15 protein-coding genes are annotated in these 17,533 nt (G+C 68.1%); 4 read left to right on the top strand and 11 right to left on the bottom strand.

Annotation, left to right across the window (positions count from 1 at the left end):
- Nucleotides 1-20: 20 nt before the first annotated feature.
- From ACIRRH_RS42915 to ACIRRH_RS42905, 3 genes are all read right to left on the bottom strand, one after another.
- The gene (locus ACIRRH_RS42915) at nt 21-827 is read right to left on the bottom strand and encodes a lyase family protein (RefSeq protein ID WP_403078835.1); all 807 of its coding nucleotides are present in this window, start codon (nt 825-827) and stop codon (nt 21-23) included.
- A complete protein-coding gene (locus ACIRRH_RS42910) occupies nt 824-2,575 on the bottom strand; it encodes an NAD-dependent malic enzyme (RefSeq protein WP_403078834.1) in 1,752 nt (583 codons plus the stop codon). Before ACIRRH_RS42910 ends, ACIRRH_RS42915 begins: the two co-directional genes overlap by 4 nt.
- 129 nt (nt 2,576-2,704) lie before the next feature.
- Complete coding sequence (locus ACIRRH_RS42905) at nt 2,705-3,565, bottom strand: SDR family oxidoreductase (protein WP_403078837.1); 861 nt, start codon at nt 3,563-3,565, stop codon at nt 2,705-2,707.
- Nucleotides 3,566-4,537: 972 nt separating this feature from the next.
- On the opposite strand from ACIRRH_RS42905, the gene ACIRRH_RS42900 reads away from it, so the two are divergent.
- Nucleotides 4,538-5,233 carry a type 1 glutamine amidotransferase domain-containing protein gene (locus ACIRRH_RS42900; protein WP_403078832.1) on the top strand — a complete coding sequence of 232 codons (696 nt, stop codon included), beginning with the start codon at nt 4,538-4,540 and terminating at the stop codon, nt 5,231-5,233.
- On the opposite strand, the gene ACIRRH_RS42895 is transcribed toward ACIRRH_RS42900, so the two are convergent.
- Entirely contained in the window at nt 5,206-6,474 is a 1,269-nt protein-coding gene (locus tag ACIRRH_RS42895; RefSeq protein WP_403078830.1) for a PIN domain-containing protein, read from the bottom strand. The two genes, ACIRRH_RS42900 and ACIRRH_RS42895, sit on opposite strands and share 28 nt — an antisense overlap.
- A gap of 442 nt (nt 6,475-6,916) precedes the next feature.
- Nucleotides 6,917-8,263 carry a hypothetical protein gene (locus tag ACIRRH_RS42890; protein ID WP_403078829.1) on the bottom strand — a complete coding sequence of 449 codons (1,347 nt, stop codon included), beginning with the start codon at nt 8,261-8,263 and terminating at the stop codon, nt 6,917-6,919.
- 748 nt (nt 8,264-9,011) lie between these two features.
- Here ACIRRH_RS42890 and ACIRRH_RS42885 point away from each other — a divergent pair.
- Both ACIRRH_RS42885 and ACIRRH_RS42880 read left to right on the top strand, forming a co-directional pair.
- On the top strand, nt 9,012-9,224 hold the full coding sequence (locus tag ACIRRH_RS42885) for a hypothetical protein (protein WP_403078828.1): 213 nt from the start codon (nt 9,012-9,014) through the stop codon (nt 9,222-9,224).
- A gap of 524 nt (nt 9,225-9,748) precedes the next feature.
- A complete protein-coding gene (locus tag ACIRRH_RS42880) occupies nt 9,749-10,114 on the top strand; it encodes a hypothetical protein (protein ID WP_403078826.1) in 366 nt (121 codons plus the stop codon).
- A gap of 80 nt (nt 10,115-10,194) precedes the next feature.
- Here ACIRRH_RS42880 and ACIRRH_RS42875 read toward each other — a convergent pair whose 3' ends face one another.
- A complete protein-coding gene (locus ACIRRH_RS42875) occupies nt 10,195-10,857 on the bottom strand; it encodes a sensor histidine kinase (protein ID WP_403078824.1) in 663 nt (220 codons plus the stop codon).
- A 276-nt stretch (nt 10,858-11,133) separates the two neighbouring features.
- On the opposite strand from ACIRRH_RS42875, the gene ACIRRH_RS42870 reads away from it, so the two are divergent.
- Entirely contained in the window at nt 11,134-12,471 is a 1,338-nt protein-coding gene (locus ACIRRH_RS42870) for a hypothetical protein (RefSeq protein WP_403078822.1), read from the top strand.
- An 84-nt stretch (nt 12,472-12,555) separates the two neighbouring features.
- Here the strand turns inward: ACIRRH_RS42870 and ACIRRH_RS42865 are convergent, their stop codons facing one another.
- From ACIRRH_RS42865 to ACIRRH_RS42845, 5 genes are all read right to left on the bottom strand, one after another.
- On the bottom strand, nt 12,556-12,717 hold the full coding sequence (locus tag ACIRRH_RS42865) for a hypothetical protein (RefSeq protein WP_403078821.1): 162 nt from the start codon (nt 12,715-12,717) through the stop codon (nt 12,556-12,558).
- A 431-nt stretch (nt 12,718-13,148) separates the two neighbouring features.
- Complete coding sequence (locus ACIRRH_RS42860) at nt 13,149-15,245, bottom strand: hypothetical protein (protein ID WP_403078819.1); 2,097 nt, start codon at nt 15,243-15,245, stop codon at nt 13,149-13,151.
- 227 nt (nt 15,246-15,472) lie between these two features.
- Nucleotides 15,473-16,120 (bottom strand): protein-L-isoaspartate(D-aspartate) O-methyltransferase, encoded by a 648-nt coding sequence (locus tag ACIRRH_RS42855; RefSeq protein WP_403078818.1) that lies wholly within the window; start codon nt 16,118-16,120, stop codon nt 15,473-15,475.
- Nucleotides 16,117-17,244, bottom strand: a complete 1,128-nt coding sequence (locus tag ACIRRH_RS42850; protein ID WP_403078816.1) for a CapA family protein — start codon at nt 17,242-17,244, stop codon at nt 16,117-16,119. Before ACIRRH_RS42850 ends, ACIRRH_RS42855 begins: the two co-directional genes overlap by 4 nt.
- A 48-nt stretch (nt 17,245-17,292) precedes the next feature.
- Nucleotides 17,293-17,533 (bottom strand): hypothetical protein (locus tag ACIRRH_RS42845; RefSeq protein WP_403078815.1); only part of this gene is annotated, 241 nt, incomplete at its 5' end.

Raw genomic sequence — 17,533 nt, 5'->3', positions numbered from 1 at the left:
GAAAGCTACCTCGCCGGCCTTCACCTTCGCGGCGCAATGATCTGGATCAAGGACCTCACCCGAACCCATTGATCACGACCGAATACACGTCCTAGGGCCAGCGCGAGCATCCCCTCCCGGCTGTGCTCGATCTCCCGGATGCAGGCGCGTAGTTGCGCGGCATAGCCGGACCACTCCTGTCCCACCGTGAGTGGCACTGCGTCTTCGAGGTGTGTGCGGCCGATCTTGACGACGTCGGCCCACTCTTCGGCCTTGGCTTCAATGGAACCGGCGAGCTTCCGGGCCTGTGGCAGCAGATGGTCGTCGATCTCCTGCACCGAGGCGATGTGCATCGCGGTCGGGAAGCTGTCGTTGCTGGACTGTCCCATGTTGACGTCGTCGTTCGGGGCAACCGGCTTCTGAGCCCCGAGCGTGCCGCCGAGCAGCTGCGAGGCGCGGTTGGAGATGACCTCGTTGACGTTCATGTTGCTCTGGGTGCCCGAGCCCGTCTGCCAGACGAACAGCGGGAAGTGCTCGTCGAGCTCCCCCGCGATGGTTTCCTCCGCGGCCCGTACGATGGCCTGTTTCTTCCACTCGGGCAGCCGCCCGGCAGCGGCGTTCACGAGTGCAGCCGCCTTCTTCACGTAGCCGTAGGCGTGGTAGACCTCTTTGGGCATCCGGTCGTCACCGATGGAGAAGTGCATGAGCGACCGTTGCGTCTGCGCACCCCAATAGCGGTCCGCCGGCACCTCGACGGTACCCATGCTGTCGAATTCCTGCCGGCTTCCGCTCGCCCGGATCCCGATCGGCAGGTTCCGCATCTCGGGGGGCGACTGGTTGTCACTCATTGCCGGCCCTCCCCATCGGCTGCGGGGTAGACCGGCTGCCACATCGCGTCCTGGACCGCCTGAATGAGGTTGTCGTGGGACTTGGTTGCGACACCGTCCTCTGCCGCAGCACGAGCGACGGCGAGCGCGACCGTCGCGGACGATGCCCTCAGGTTCGCGACCGGCGGCAGGAGCGATGCCCCGGGTCGCGAGACATCGACCTGGCTTGCTACCGCCTCGGCAGCAGCGAGCAGCATGGTGTCCGTCACGTGGCGGGCGCCCGACACGATCGTGCCGAGGCCGAGCCCCGGGTAGAGGAGGGCGTTGTTGGCCTGCCCGATCTCGTAGGAGACCCCGTTGTACCGGACCGGTTCGACCGGGATACCGACCGCGATCAGTGCCCTGCCCTCGGACCAGGGCACCGCGTCCGACGGCATGACCTCGATACGACTCGTCGGGTTCGACAGCGGCAGGAGGATCGGACGATCGACGCCCTCGGCCAGCGTCCGCACCACGTCCTCGGTGAACGCGTTGTGGGCGGTGGAAGTGCCGATGAGGATGGTGGGCTTGACGTGCTTGACGGTGGTGAGCAAGTCGATCTCACCGTCGGACCACCCGCCGACCTCGGACTTCTGCCGCGCGTACACCTGCTGATAGTCAGGCAGGTCCCGCATGTCATCGGTCACCAGGCCGTGGATGTCGACGAGCCAGATGTTCTTCTTCGCCTCTTCGGGTGTCGCACCGTCACGCAGCATCGCTGCGTGGATCTGGTCGGCCATGCCGGTGCCGGCGGTTCCCGCACCGAAGACCACGAGCCGCTGCTCGGACCAGCGTTCCCCGGTCACCTTCAGGGCCGAGAACACCGAAGCCATGACGATCGCGCCGGTGCCCTGCATGTCGTCGTTGAAGATCCGGTACTTGTCGGAGTTCTCCACCAGGACGCGCCGGGCGTTCGACGGCCCGAAGTCCTCGAAGTGCAGGAGTGCGCTCGGGTACAACTCGGACGCGGTCTCGAGGTAGAGGGCGATGAAGTCGTTGTAGCGCTTGCCGGTGACCCTTGCGTGGCGGTTGCCCAGGTAGGACGGATTGTTGAGAAGCTGCTCGTTGTCCGTTCCCACGTCGAGGTTCACGGCGATGACCCGGTTCGGGTCGATGCCGGCCGCGGCCGTGTAGACGGCGAGCTTCCCGATGGAGATGTCGGTCCCGTTCACGCCCCAGTCTCCGATACCCAGAATCTCCTGGGCGTCGGACACCACGATCAGGTCGACGTCGTCGGCGTCGAGGCCCAGCGACTCGAACGATGCTTTCACGTCCTCGGGACGGTCGATCGACAGGTAGATCGCGCGCGAGTCGCGGTAGTCGACGGACCAGTTCTCGATCGCCTCACCGACGGTGGGGTCGTAGACCACCGGGAGCAACTCGGCGAGGTGGTCGGCGAGCAGCTTGAAGTACAGCACCTGGTTCTGGTTGTGGACCTCGTTCAGGTACATGTACTTGTGCAGGTCGGAGGGCTGCTGCTTGAGCTGCGTGTAGGCCCGGTCGGCCTGCTCGTCGAGGCTCTCGACGGCAGCCGGCAGCCGCCCTGTGAGTCCGAGCCTTGCCCGCTCCTCCAGCGTGTACGCCGTGCCGCGGTTGCGATAGCGATCCTGCAGCACGGTCGGCTTGACAGGCATTGGTGTTCCTCCGGATGTTGTGAGCGCTGTGACTCGTGCCCGGATAGCGCCTCGCGCGTTTGAGAGCCCCGTCACGGGCCCGCCGTCGGCTCTCACCGAACCACTGCTGTCTCGTTCACAGTCCGGCCGTGTTCGGGCACGGCTGCTTGACAGGCGAGTTCGGACGGTGCGCGGCTCCCGGTGCTTTTCAGGCCGCCCTGCTGCTCGCAGTCACCTGGGAGGTAGTCACTTGACAGGAGTCTCGGGCTTCATCTCGTAGGAATGCTGGATGGCCGGATGCCGGCTCCCGAGGCCGTCCGTGACCTTGCGCTCCCACGGAACTTCTTGGAGGTGCCTGGTCTCCTCATGCATCGACTTGGGCTCCAGGTTGCGGTAGCTGTCGACCTCGCCTGCGGCGACGGCCGTCAGCGTCGCATAGACCGCTTCAGGGTCGAACTGCGGGCGGGGGAAGGCGAGCTTGGAGTAGTCGAACAGCCGCTGCGAGGTGTCGTCCTCCCAGCTCTCCCAGGTCTGGAACATGCGGTCGTTGAAGCCGGTCAGGAAGGGCCCCGGATTGACCGTGGCGACTTCGATGTTGTACTCCTGCAGTTCGTAGGCCATGGTCTCGGCGATCGCCTCGACCGCGTGTTTGGAGGCGGAGTAGATGCCGGTGAACGGGTTGACGTTCAGGCCCTCCCTCGATGAGACCCAGACGATGCGGCCGGCCCCGCGCTTGATCATCTGCTTGGCGATTCCCTGGGTGAGGACGAGTGGCCCCGTGACGTTGACCTCGAACTGGTGCCGAATGTTCGACTCGGGTATGTCGACCGTGGCGCCGCCTTCACCGACACCGGCGTTGTTCACCAGAATCTCCACACCCCAGCCGAGGGCCTTGCGACGGTCCCCGTCGTTCGTGACGTCGAGCTTCTCGACCCGAAGCTTGACCCCGCGCTCCGCCGCCTGCCACTTCAGCGTCTGCACCTGGGCGTAGATCTCCACCCCGGCGATCACGTCGAAGCCCTTCTCGGCAAGGCGCATGGCGGCTTCGAACCCGAAGCCGGTGCCCGCTCCCGTGATGAGGACCTTCTTGAGTGCCGCATTCGCCATGTCGAGTGTTTCCTTGTCCTTGGGATCGTCCTCGGTCTTGAGCATGAACGGCGGAATCACCCCATAAGCACGGCCTTGGAAACGCGGGCTGAGCCACAGCCGCCTGGGTGGCGGCCGACTTCGCCGGTGCCCATCGAGAAGCCCACGAGGACGACATCGGGATCGCTATCGGGGATCGCTATCGCCGCCTTCTCGGGCGATGCCTGACGCGCTGGGCTCCGGGACCACCTCTCAGCCTGAGCCCACAGGCCGCTACTGGCAACTCAGTGGTGGGACGGCATCGAGGCCTACGTGATCACCGGGATCAGCAACGCCGCGTCCGAGGGCAAGAACCGCGTGATCAAGCTCGGAGCCGTACAGCGTAAGGCTTCCGCAACCGGGCCAACCAATGCCTGCGGTCACGCTGCGCAACCGCCCGAAGTCGACGTGTGCTGACTCCCCATCAAGTCCGATGACCCGATTTCGAGCAGTTGCCCTATTTCCAGATGTAGCCCTTGACGGCGTCGACGATCGTCAGCAAGCAGTTCGCCGGAGATGTAACCGAAGCGATCACGAGACACCGGCAGGCTGCAAACTGATTCTCGACATGACGCTTCAGTGGGCAAGCGGGCGCACAACCGAATGAGCACCATGAGAATCCGTCAACCTCCTGCACTGCGGCCAGAAATGGAACATCCCTTCAAAGGCCTTGGGGCTGTGGTGCACGACTTGCCGCCGACTAGACCGTCTGCCACGCTGGAGCGAGGCCGACTCGCGACCCGCTGCTGATTGCCAAACACCACAGCAACCTCAACAGCGAGTCGGCATCGAGCAGGCGTCGACGGAAATTGAATACGAACGTCACGAATTGGTTTTCTGGGCCGTCGTGAGCCGCTGGAATCAAAGCGGAAGGCTCTCCGGATGCCCCGCGCAGGCGCTTTGAAGCAAGCGACGCAATTTCGCCTCGCACCCGACGCCAGGAGGAGGTCAGTCGTGGGTCGAATTCTTTTTGTGCTCACCGGCGCAAGCTACTGGACATTCAAGAACGGACATCGACATCCGACTGGATACTGGGCTGAGGAATTCGTAGCGCCCTACACCGTATTTACCGGCGCCGGCCACCAGGTCACTGTGGCAACACCGGGCGCTGTTATCCCCGTCGTGGACACCATGAGCCTGCAACCCCGCTATGCGGGCGGCGAGGAGAACATGCTCAAGGAGACGGCGGTCATCGAGGCGGCCGAGGAGCTCCGCCACCCCGTCTCCCTCAAGGACGTGCAGGTCGAAGACTACGACGCGGTCTACTACCCGGGCGGGCACGGCCCCATGGAAGACCTCGCCTTCGACGAGGACTCCGCCCTTCTGCTCCGCAGGGCGCTCGCTTCGGGCAAACCCCTCGCCATCGTCTGCCACGCCCCGGCCGCAATCCTCGCGACCCGCGACGAGCACGGGAACACGCCTTTTGCTGGCCTCAACGTGACCGGCTTCTCCAACGAGGAGGAAGCGGGCGTCGGCTTTGCCGACGACGCGAAATGGCTGCTAGAGGACGAGCTGAGGAATCTCCCCACCAACTACACACGCGGTCCTGCCTGGCAGCCGTACACCGTGACAGACGGCAACCTCCATACGGGTCAGAATCCGGCTTCGTCAGGGCCGCTGGCTCAGGAAGTGCTCAAGGTGCTTTCCTGAGCCTGAAACCGCGTTCGACGCCTACCGCCGCTTCTCCTCGGTGCACCGAAGGCGTGCAGGCGGACGACGTCCTCGGCTCCCTCCTCCACTGCGGATGACTGCCGCGCGTCCCACCGACGGCCCTGCTCGGCGGCCAGGGCGTCGGCCGCCCACACCGGCAGCGGCCTCCCCAACGCCGTCGTGCGGAACTTCCAGTCGTTCGTCGGCCTCCCGGCCACCGGCAACGGGACTTCTCGACATGGGCTTCCCTGCGGCGTCCCGGCGGCGCCGCACGCCACCTGGGACGACCGGGTACGAAATCGGACGCCCCAAAACAGCAACTTGATCTTCCATGTGCAGGCGACGCCCCTGAAGCCCCCCTCCACCGTCGCGGCTACGCCGCGCAGCAGCCAGATGGCTTTGGTGGTGTACCAGATGTCCTGTCCGATGCGGTGGCCAGCTCCCTCAGAGACGTCGATCAGCTTCGACTGGGGCGCACCGATCCAGCCCTTCCACTCCACTACAGCCCCCGTGCTGGAGACCCCGGGGAAGCCGACCCCCGCGCGGTGCCCGTCGACGGCGAGCCGCGAGACGGGCTCGGCTACAGCGTCCGTGCCCAGGTGCCGTTCGGCGTCAGCCGCAGCCGCTTTGCCGTCCACAGGTGTCGTGAACTCGGCCACCACCGAGTCGAAGTCCTCGATCCGCTTCAGACGGTCCGAACAGTCCCCCAAGTCCTGGCCCATCGGGTACGGGTACTCGGCGCCGTCCCCGAAGTCCTTGTGGTTGTCCGTGACGAAAACGACCTCCTCGTCAGGGTGTTCCCGCAGATACTCGACGATCGTGAACCAGATGGCAGCGTCACGGGCGCCCTCGGCCCGCTTGGTGCCCTGCTTCGCCGGTGGAAGTGCGATCGCCTCCCGCGACAAGGCCTTCAACGCGGCGTCCCCAGAGGTCGGGACCACCTCGAAAATCTCCCCGTACGCCTTGCGCCAGTACTCCTGACACTCCTCCAGTTCCAGAGGCAGCTCGTCAACCACGTCCGCCGACCGCCACACCATCGACCGCCGAAGCTCCTTGAGCTCTTTCAACGCGGCGCCACGCTGCGTCATGTACTCCTTCGCCTGGTGCGCGACCAACTCCTCCAAGACCACCCAGGGAACGCCAACCCTGTACTGGCCCGATGCTCGGAGCGCGCGTACGAGGTCCGCCCGCGGGCTTCTCGGGTTGAACCGGTTGATGGCGTTCGTGTCGAAGATGATCAATGCGGGCCTCTCACGCTCTTCGCCGGCATGCTGCCGCGCCTCGGGCTACCGGCGCGGTCGACCCGCCATCGTACGTGTGGCCGAACGGGGGAGGGCATGAGCCTCGCCTCGGGCTACAAAATGGGTCGTCGACTGCCCGTGAACTCCGCCCCGGCCTGCCGTCCGGCCACCAGCTGGGACGGCGGCGGCCGGAGCTCTCTTTGGGGCGGTGGGCCTGGTGACCGAGGACTGCCCGGGTGTAGTCCGGCTGTCTCAGGCCCTTTACCAGCACGTTCGACGCTGGGTGGAAGCGCACGCCGTTGTCGGCCGCGACGGGTAAAGCCCTTCCAGAAGAGGTTTCCCGCCGGCCGCCTCGCGAGCTGAGCACCTCCCTCGGGACGAGATGGCCCGTGCTCGCGTGTACACCGAAGTGACCGGCCGATGGCTTGCAGCGTCTGCCCGCTTACGCCGTTGATCCGCGTTCGTCCTTGCTCACGGGTTCCTTCGGTACCCAGCCCGGAACGCCCCTCCCAGCTTTCGCCGCCATCTGCCACACCTTGATGAGGCCGTCCCAGTTGTCGGTGTACTCCAGTTCCCAGGTGAGCCGAGACAGAGCGTGCGGGTAGCCTGCCAGGTCGGCCTTGATGGCGAGCTCTGCGTCCGCTGGCCAGGGCCGCATCTTCATGAGCCTTCGGAAAGCATGGGAGTTGCCGGCACGCTCGGACTCCACTGCCAGCCTCTCGGCTTCCTGGTGGTCTCCGGCGAGCTCGCGATACCTGGCCAGTCCCCACAGTGCTTCGGCATGGCCGGATGCCTCGACCGCCCTGGCGAACAGCTGCTCGGCTTGAGCGTCGAACCCAATCCGGCTGGCCTCCCACCCGATCCGCCATAGTTCGTCTGATGTGCTGGCTTGGTGCGCGATGGCAGTCCAGAAACTGGGAGGAGGAGCAAGGCCCTCTCGCAACGGTGCGGCGTGTTCCTCCAGGTAGTCGGCAAGGGCGTGGACGTCAGGTTCGGCTCCCATTCCCTCGGCAAGGGGGACAGGGTTGAGGGCGCGGGCGACATCCTTCCTGAGCTCGTAGGCGTAGTCCAGTGCTCTCTGGCCCCAGTCCTGCGGGGCTTCGGCTTGTTGGTGCGCTCGGAGGTACCCCGGGGCAGCGCCGAGAAGGAAAGCGGTCGTCGGCCTGCTTACGCCTAGGCGGCTGGCGTCGATCGCGGCTGTCAGAACCGCCTTACCGTAGGGGCAGGTGGCGTGGAGCCAGTGGTCCATTAGGTCGGGACCTGCCGCCAGGGTCTGTGTGAGGGCTCCGCGGTAGGCGACAGACATGAGTACTGCGTTGAGAGCAGAGTCTTCCTCCGCTTTGCGGTAGACCTCGTTCAGTGACTCGCCGGTGAACTCCTCCGGCACGTCGATGGCGGGCCACGGGCGGAGCAGGGCTCCGGTGTTGGGGTGGATGTTCCGCTCATCCCGCATCGCCGGGGTGGTCAGCCGCCTGTGGGCGCTTGGCGACATGGTGGCGAGGACGACGACGGGGCCTGGCCGCTCCAGCAGCCGGCGTAGAGCTACAGCCGCGTCATCGCCGGCAGGCTGCTCGAAGAGATGTTGGGCATCGTCGAGCCACAGCACAGTCTTCTCAGCGACGGCGTTCGCCTCGACAGCGGAGATCAGCGCATCTGCGGTCTTCGGGTAGATGAGGTGCCAGTCGGGAAGTTGCTGCTTCACGGCCTCGTAGGCCGTGCGGGTCTTCCCCGTGCACGATCCGCCGCGCAGCACCAGCAGCTCTGTCCTCGAACCGTTGGCGATGCTCATCAGCCGACGGCGGACCTCCTCGTCGTGCGGGCGTCCTACATAGGCGGGCAGCACGAACGCGGCTGACGCCGCGCTGCCATCTGCGGGTGGGGCCGCTGCATGAACGTTCAGCTGCTGGGCGCCCCAGTTCGCCACGGGAATGGGCCTGTCCGGCAATCCGGCGATTCGTTCCCGAGCCGTCCGTGCTGTGCTCACGCGTTGCGATCTCTTGGACGCGGCCTGTTCCCCGCGCAGACCTGCCCGAGCTGCCTGAGCGGCACTGTGCGCTGCCGACCAGTTCACGCGGGCGACAGGAGCGACAGCCTCCGGGTTCGCTCGGTGGTCTTGCCGGGCCGCGTCCACGATCAGCGCGGCCACCTTCTTCACCCCGTCGACCTCATCCGGGATGGAGCCCTGCTTCAGCCAGTCCTGAACGGTGCTGCTGGCCACACCTGATTGACGCTCAAGGTCCCTCCAGGAAGGACCTGTCAGGGTGCGCAGCCGGCCGAGTGAGAGAAGGAGGTCCGTGAAGTACTGAGCTGGTTCTTCCCCGTCGCCGTTGCTCAAGTGCCCCCACCCGCTGCTCATGATGGCGTCCGGACACCTGCCGGACAGCTGAAGTCCCAGCGTATGCCCTCGACCAGCACCGGAGGGGCGGTTGCACCGATGCCGTCCGGTTGGCATGCCGGACACCTCCTCCTGTTGCGAGCCTTCCAGCAGGCCGCCCGAGATGCGAGCGGCAATCACTCCGGGAACAACGGGGGAACTCATGCACTTCACACCGACCCGCGTCGTCTTCATCGTCCTGCTCATCGTCGTGGCCGCGCTGGTTGCCGCGGGCATCGCAGGCATCGCGGGCATGCTCCACCGCATGGACGGAGCATCCGTTCCTGCCGCTTGTTTGCGGGCAGGGGCCACCTTCGCCGCAGTCATGACGCTGGCGATGGCTTTGCTGACCCTGCTCAGCGCCTGGCTGCTGTGATGATCCATGCACAGCACCAGCGGAGGATGACGCCATCAAGGCGGGCGCTCGACGCACCCGGTGCCCTCCGGGTCCTGACCGTCGAGCGCCGAGGTGAGAGGGGCATCGCCGCAGCGTCGACTGCGGCGATGTCCCCGAGGAGGAGACCTCCTGGGTGTACGGCAGCCGCCAATGGACCCGCCGCCCCGGCGGATCCTGCTGGCCCTGCCACCAGGAACGCACGGAGCGGCTGGAGTGCCCGAAGTGTGTGCGGGACCGTGCCGCGAAGGACTTGGGCCCGCTGATGCTGCCCGCCCCGACCAAACGCGAGCAGGTCGCCGCCCTGGTTTCCGCCCCGGACGATCCGTGGTGGAAGGACCGGCTGCTGCACGCCAGGCTTTACCCAGTGAGGGGCCGCTCCGCATAAACGCCGGCCCGGCGCGGCACCCCGCCTGCCGCGCCGGGCCGACGGGTGACTCGGCGGATCAAGATGCGCCTGTGGCAAGGCTGTGCCGTCTGTGCTGGTGGCTGGCAGGATCCATGGGATGAGCGAGAATCTGAGCCAGCGCCCCCCGATGTTGTTCGTGATCAACGATCGGCTGTGGATCGGCCCCCACCCGATCGACGGCATCCAGTGCGTCGCCCGGACGCGGTCCAACACGCGATGCAAGAACTGGGTTGAGACCAGCCAGACCGGTCGCTGGGAGCAGCTGGTCAGCCGGCATGGGCTCATCAGCGTCTACGCCGTGGGTTGTGATGATCGGTGGCTCGCCCAGCACTGCGTGCGGCACGACTCGCCGGACACGGTGGACCCCGGGCTCCCGGACTGGGAAGCGTTCAGCGCGGACAACCCCGAGCACACCGCGCGATTCGTCCAGCCCCTTCCCGATACCTGGCAGGCCGTTGGCTGAGGCCAGCCCGAGGTCGGTTGCGAGACACGGGCGCAGATCGGTGACGTGTGCCTCGTACCGCTCTGCCCGCGCGGGGCCGGTCACTGGTTGCAGGTGTCGAGCATGTCGGCCAGGTCCGTCTGCTCGTCCGCGGTGACATTGAGGTGGTAGAGGCTCTTCAGCGGCAGCCGGGCCGCCACCCGGAAGCCGCCCTCAGGTCGCGGCCCGGCGCTGAGGTGGCCGCCCAGCAGACCGGCTCGTTCCCGCATCCCGATGAGGCCGAAGCCGTGGGCCGGGCCGTCCTCGATGGCGCCGCGCCCGTTGTCGACGACCTCCACCGCGTGGCGGACCACGTTGGTCAGCGCCTCCTGCACGATGCGGTAGGCGGACAGGTCGATGTCGGCCGGCACGGGACGCTGCTCCCCGGTGCAGCGCACATCGACGCGTACCCCTGCGCCCGCGGTCGCTGCCGCCAACCGCTCGATGTCCGCCAGCCCCGGCGTGGGTGCGAGCGGTGACTGCTCCGAGGTGGTCGCGCCTCGGTCGGCCTGACGGAGCGACACCAGCGTGCGCCGAAGGCCCGACAGGGTCTCTCTGCTGGTGGCCTCGATGGCGCGCAGGGCCTCGCGCGCCTCGGCCGGCTGGGTCTGAATCACCCGGCTGCCCGCACCGGCCTGGATCGCGATGATGCCGATGCTGTGCGCGACCATGTCGTGCAACTCCCGTGCGATCCGCAGCCGTTCGGAGGTGACCGCCTCGGCCACCCTTCGAGCTGGTCTTCGAGCGGGGCGACGGCACCTCGGCGTTCGAGGTGTCCGTCCCGGTTCTGAGCGCGGCCTGGTTTCTCGAACGGCGCCGGCGCTGAACCGTAGCCGTGGAGCCCTGGACGGATGATCCGTCCAGGGCTCCACGGCGTATTCCCGGCCGGTTTCCGTCCGAACCGTTGACCTTCGGCGGCGTCCGGCGGTTGGCTCTTCCCCGGGCGCGCCGACGGGGAGCAGAGGCGGGCCGGACCGACCATCCGGGGAGGACGCAGCACCATGGAACCGAAGAACCGAACCACCCGCGCCCGGCGACTGGCGCGCGCCGCCGCCGGACTGCTCGCAGTGGCCGCCGCCGTCACCGTCACCGCCGCACCGGCCCAGGCCGCTCCGGCGTGGGGCCCTATCACCCAGGTCGACCTCGGCGTGGACGGCGCCCGGGCGAACCAGCAGTCCATGAGCCTGGGCATCAGCGGCAACGGCCGCTACGCGCTGTTCAGCTCGTCCGCGACGAACCTGGTGGCCGACGCGAGCCCAGGCTTCGGCCTGTACGTCCGCGACCTGCGGACCGGTCGTACGGAGCTGGTCAGCCGCGCCGACGACGGCACCGCGCTGACCTCGATCGCCGAGGAGGCGGGCATCAGCGGCGACGGCCGCTACATCGTGTTCTCCGCCGAGATGAACGGGGTGTTCAACGTCTACGTCCGCGACCGCGTGAAGGGCCGCACCAGCGCCGTCACCAACGCCACCGCGTCCGGCGCGAGCGAGGGCGGCTCCTACGAGCCGGCCATCAGCGCCGACGGCCGGCGCATCGTCTTCATGTCGGCCCGCACCGATCTCGTGCCGGGGGCACCCGTCGCGCCGAACACGCGGAACGTCTACGTCATCGACCGCGTCACCGGCGCCACCCGCCTGGTCAGCGTCGGAGTCGACGGGCAGGCCGCCAACGGCGACTCGGAGCACCCGACGATCAGCGGCGACGGCCGGACGGTCGGCTTCACTTCCAAGGCCAGGAACCTCCTGCCGGAGACGGACGGCGGCACCGCCGACCTGGCCCGGCTGCGCTTCACCACCCTCTACGCCACCAACCTCGACAGCGGCACCACCGTCGTCGCGGGCCTCGACCCCGACGGGACGCCCGGTGCGGCGGCCCCGACCCTGCGCCTCAGCCCCGACGGCCGCTACGCCGCCTATGCCCTCAGCGCGCCCCCGCTGCCAGGCGGCAAGGCCCGTACCGAGCTCTTCGTCAACGACCTGCGGACGAACCGGGTCCAGAGCATCAGGACCTCCGCCAACCCGGACGCGATCTGCTGGGGGGAGCCGTCGGCGGCCATCACCGCCGACGACCGGTGGATCTACTTCTCCGGCGGCTGCTCCGACACGGTCATCCGGGCCGGCCAGGCGCGCTTCGACCTGTACCGGCAGGACCTGCGGACCGGGCGCACCGAGCTCCTCACCACGGCCTCCGACGGCACGCCGAAGGACGGCGCCGCGGGTGATCCCTTCGTGACCGACAACGGCAGGACGGTGCTGTTCGGCGACAACAGCTCCAACCTGCTCCAGGGCGGCACCGGCTCCGACTGGCAGGTCTACATCCGCTCGCTGAAAAACAGTTGACTGGCCGATGGCTGACGGGTGGCCGAGCGGCCGGGCGGCCGCGCCGCTCGCCTGGCCGCCCCGGGCACGCTCCCGGGTGGCAGGTCAGGCCGGTTTGGCCGGCTCCGCACGGGTGAGTTCCACCCACCGGCGGATCTCGTCGGCGCGTGTGGCCTTCCAATCGCGCTCTCCGAGCCGCCTGATGCGGCAGGCCGGCAAAGGGCGGCGGGCTTCGCTGGTGACGAAGTGCACCATGGCGATCAGCATGCGACGAATCATCCGGAGATGGGGACCACCGAGTTCTCCCGCTGGCCATAGTGGCTGCGCAGGCGGATCTGGTCGTCGGACATGCGCTCCAGCAGGCAGCCCTCTACGCCCAGTTGCTGCTCGTCGCCGGCCTCGATCCTGAGTCATTGCGGAAGGAGTGCCGAGGTGACCCCGTCGGGTTCGCAAGAGTCAACGATCTCTTCTGCCGCCCAGTGCAACGCCTGCGGTGTGCCCTCGGGAGGTCTGATGACGGTCATCCCGAAGGCGGGCGCCACCTGGTGAATCGTGCCGTCTACGCTTCTATCGGCGTCATAATATCGTCGAGACGGCGTGATCATCAGTACGACTTATCTGCATGAGGACGGGGGCCGGGTTCAACTCCACCCGGTCGAGTGAAAAGGTCGGCAGTGGCGGCGCATTGACCAGGTGGGTCAGCGCCGCCGTTTGCCCTTGGATCGTGCGGTACTCCGGCGGGCGCGGGCGCGGGCAGCGTTCAGGTGGCCGAGCTGTGCCGAGCGCTCGCGCAGCGGGCCGTCGGCCAGGGAGCGGAGGGCGGCGAGTCCGGCCTGGTCCGGATGCCCGGAGGCGACGGCGGCGGCGATGGCTTCGCTGGCCTTGCTGCGGCCTTGGGAGAGCAGCGAGTCGACGGTGGCATCCTCCCCTCCGGCCTCGAGCAGCTGGAGGAGGCTCTCGGCGAGCACGAGCAATGACTCGGGGCCGGTGAGGTCGTCGGGGTGGAGGATCTCGCGGTGGGTGAGGACGCTGAGTGCGGTCGGGGCGAGCTGCGAGTCGCCGCGCAGACTCCGCAGGAGCCGCTCGCCTTCGCCGTTCGGCAGGGCAATGGTGAGGACGTCGAGCAGGGCGGCAGCACGGGTGCGCCACGGGGTGTCGCGTACGGCCTGGACGAGTTCGGCCAGCGCGGCCTCGGGTCCGCCGCGCGTCCGGGTCCAGGCGGCGAGTTCGAGGCGCGCGGATGCGGGGTCGTAGTGCTCGGCGAGGACGCCGAGCAGTCCGGCGGCCGGGGCGTGGGTGAGTTCGCCGACGAGGGGCGCGTTGCGGCCCTCGGCGAGTAGCCGTAGCCGTACGGCGTGGGTGCCGAGGTCGGTGAGGCGGATCAGTTCAACCGGGCCGGCGGTGAGTTCGCCGCGCAGTTCCTCGGCGCGGCGCGGTGCGTCGGCGTCGGGAGCCGGGGGGCCGAGAAGGGCGGCCAGCTCCGGGGACATGCCCGGCGGCAGGGCCGGTGCGGGCGGTGCAGCCGGCAGGTCGAGGAAGGCCGGATGGGCCATGCCCTGTTCGCGAGTGATGACGCCGAACTGCTCCAGGACTTCGAGGACCTCGCGAAGGTCGGCGTCGGCCTGCCGCAACCAGAACTGTTCCTGTGCCAGTTCCTCGCCGGTGAGGAGGAAGCGGGTGTCATAAGCCAGGTGGGTCGACTCACGAAGCCGGGGCCAGGGCATGGGGTGCGGGATGCTGTAGAGGGTGTTGAGGATGTCGGGCAGAAGGTCCTCGTACACCGCGAACAGCATGGAGGTGGGCCGGTAGCCGTCCCGGTCGCCGATCAGCGCCTCGCGCAGCTCGAAGAACGCCTCGAAGGCCCGCAGCCACAGCGCCAGCGGGTCCTTGAGCAGCGGCTGCGCCTTGGCCACCGCGAACAAGCGGCCCTTCGCCGGGCGGACCACACGGGCCTTCTTCGCCCACTCGAAGACCACGTTGAGGTGCGGCAGATCGGCACTGGTACGCGGCGAACCGGGCCGGTCGCCGGTGGAGAGCAGCGCCACGAGCTCCCGGGCGTCGGCGAGTTTGAGCCGCCCGAGTTTCGTCAGCTCCCGTCCGTCCTTTCCGGCCCACTGCGCGAGAGAGGCCAGCTGGCCCATGAGCGGGACGGCCGCGGCGGCGGCCCGCAGCTCGTCCTTGCTCGGCAGCGTGACGGGCAGCTGCGGCTCGGCACGGTCCACCATGGCCGGGCCGGTGAGGCGGTGACGGCGGACGATCTCCTCCAGAACAGCCTCGTCGTACGGAACCTGGCCGCGCTGGGCGCGCTCGATGAACCGCTCCATCGCGCGCTGATCGAAGATGTCGACGCCCTGCTCGGCGGCGGTGGTCGTCCAGAACTTCGCCATGCCCCAGCGGGTACGGTCGGTCATCGCCTCCGCGTACCCGGGCGAGACGGCGTCGATCACGCGCTCCAGCACGTCGAGCGGCTCACCGCGCGGATCGTCAAGCCCCGTCGCGTCCAGGAACCGCAGCAGGGCGCGAAGCGCGCCAGGGCCGTCCGCAGGCGGCTCGCCGGGCAGCTCGGTGAGCGTGCGTGGCAGCCAGTTCAGCAGGAACTCCTCCACATGGCGCGCCTGCCACAGCCCGAGCCGGCCGTCGATGGTCCCGCGATGCCGGTAGTCCAGCGCCGACTCCGCCGCCGTCGGATCGCCCACCTCGCCGTGCTCCTCGCACCAGCGCGCGAAACGCCTGACCAACTGCTCGCAGGCGGACGCGTAGCCGTCCTCGTCGTCCGGCTCGAAGAACATGCGCATGGAGATCAGGGCCTCGCGGGGAACGGGGGCGGACGACGTCAGCCTACCGGCCGGGGGAGGGCGACGATGCCGTCGTGGCGACCTCTTGTGTTCATCAGCGCTGTTTTGGAGGTCGCCGCCAAGGAGGGCAACAGTGTGTGGGAGGCACACTGGCCTCCACCCTCGCCGATGCCCAGGCGCGTGTGGCGCTGTTCGCCGTAGACGGAGCCACAGGTCTCCTCACCGTCTCAGGACGAAAAGCCGTACCGTCCGTGCAGCCGGACGAACCTGGCCCAGGTGAGGGTCTGCCGGTGCTGCAGTCCCGAAGCGGTGCGTCGGAAGGACATGACCTGTTCCTCCCCACCCGGTCCGATGGGCTGGACCAGGTGGCCGCCGAGCCGAAGCTGCTCGAGCAGTGGGAGAGGGACTTCGGGGAACGCGGCGGAGACGATGATGGCGTCGTACGGGGCGCGGTCCGGCACGCCGCAGCTGCCGTCCCCGACGCGCAGCTCCACATTGCGAACGCTCTGGTGGGCGAGATTCCGCCGCGCCTGCCGAACGAGATCGGGCCATATCTCGATGCTCACGACGTCTGCGGCGAGGCGAGCGATCAGAGCGGTCTGAAAGGCCAGGCCGGTACCGACTTCGAGGACGTGCTCGTTCCCGGTGAGTTCCAGACCTTCGATCATCTTCGCCGACAGTGAGGGCTGGGTGGTCACCTGCCCGTGCGGGATCGGGACGGGCCGGTCCTCGCATGCGAGGGCGACGTATTCGGCAGGGACGAATCCTGCTCGCGGCGTCGCCCGTATGGCGTCGAGCAGCCGCTCGTCGCGGACCCCGGCCATCAGGACGGCCTGGACGAGATCTCGGGGTGCAGGAGAAGCCTCGCCGGTCACGTCCGCTCTCCTCGCGTCCACCGGAGACCGAGCATGCCGTCCGGCCCGAGATCGATGCGTGCGCCGAAGACGCGGCTGATCCGGTCGAGAGTCTCCCGTACCCACGGGGAGTCTTCGTGCGGTGCGGGCGTAAGACGCATCTGTCGAGCCTGTACGGGAGCCATGCGCACGCCGACCAGCTTTCCGGTGTCCGGCTCGACCGAGACGAAGTACAGCAGGCGCAAGTCGTCCCGGTACTCCTCATGGCCGGAGATGCCCTCGTAGTCGTCGATGAAGTCGCCGCAGCCGTAGAGGATGAGCTTCTCGCGGTAGACCTCGACAGGACGGGGGTGGTGTGAGGAGTGCCCGTGCACCACGTCGACACCTGCGTCGATCAGCGCATGCGCGAACCGGATCTGAGCGCGGGAGACGTGGTAGCCCCAGTTGGACCCCCAGTGGATCGATACGACCACGATGTCGCCCGGTCGCCTCACCCGCCGTACTCGGTCGGCGACCTCGGCGGCGTCCGCGTCCGAGGTTTCCGACGCGAGGGCGACGCCGGCGTGGTCCTCGGCTGCGGCCCACGTCGGCGGAATCCCGCTGGACGCCGTCCCGAACGCGAAGATCAGAACCCGCCTGCCGCCGTCGACCGGGACGATCGCGGGCCGCCGTGCCGCGCCCGTGTCCCGTCCTGCCCCCACCGTCTGCAGTCCCGCACGCGCCAAGGTTCCGAGCGTCTCTTCGAGCCCGAGGCGTCCGAAGTCCAGCACATGGTTGTTGGCCAGCACGCAGGCGTCGGGCCGGACTGCGGCCAGGCAGGGGAGATTGGCAGGAGCCATCCGGTAGTGCACCTGCTTACCCTGGGCGAAGTCGTCGCTCTGGGTCACGCTCGTCTCCAGATTCACCACCCGGACGTCGGGCGCGGAGGCGTCGAGGAGCCGCAAGGTCTCCCCCCAGGGCCAGGAGAAGTCGACCGGACGAGGAATCGGGCCGTTCACAGCCTCCGCCAACTCGACGTAGGTCAGTGCATCCCCGACATACGGCTCCCGCAGGGTCGGATCGCCCGGGTGGGGGAGGATCTGGTCGACACCCCGCCCGAGCATCACGTCGCCGCAGAGAAACAACCTCACCGGATCGGCACCCATGCTTCAACGCTATGCACAAGCCGCCGACTCCGGGACCCGGGCTCTGTACTACAACGACGATGGCTGGCGCGAGTACGACGACTGGCGCTGGACAACCCGAATAACCGCGCCGCCTACGACCAGCGCCAGGCCGTCCGGGAACGCGAGCAGCACAAGGCGCACCAGGAGCTGATGGACTCCCTGGCCTGCGTCGGCTGCGCAGGCGTCCTTGGGGAGGAGAGCCATCTGGGTGAACGGCGGCCGCCAGTGGACCCGCCACCCCGCCGGGTCCTGCTGGTCCTGCCACCAG

This window comes from Kitasatospora sp. NPDC101235, assembly GCF_044767505.1.
Lineage (GTDB): Bacteria > Actinomycetota > Actinomycetes > Streptomycetales > Streptomycetaceae > Kitasatospora.
This window is presented reverse-complemented; position numbering and strand designations above follow the sequence as displayed.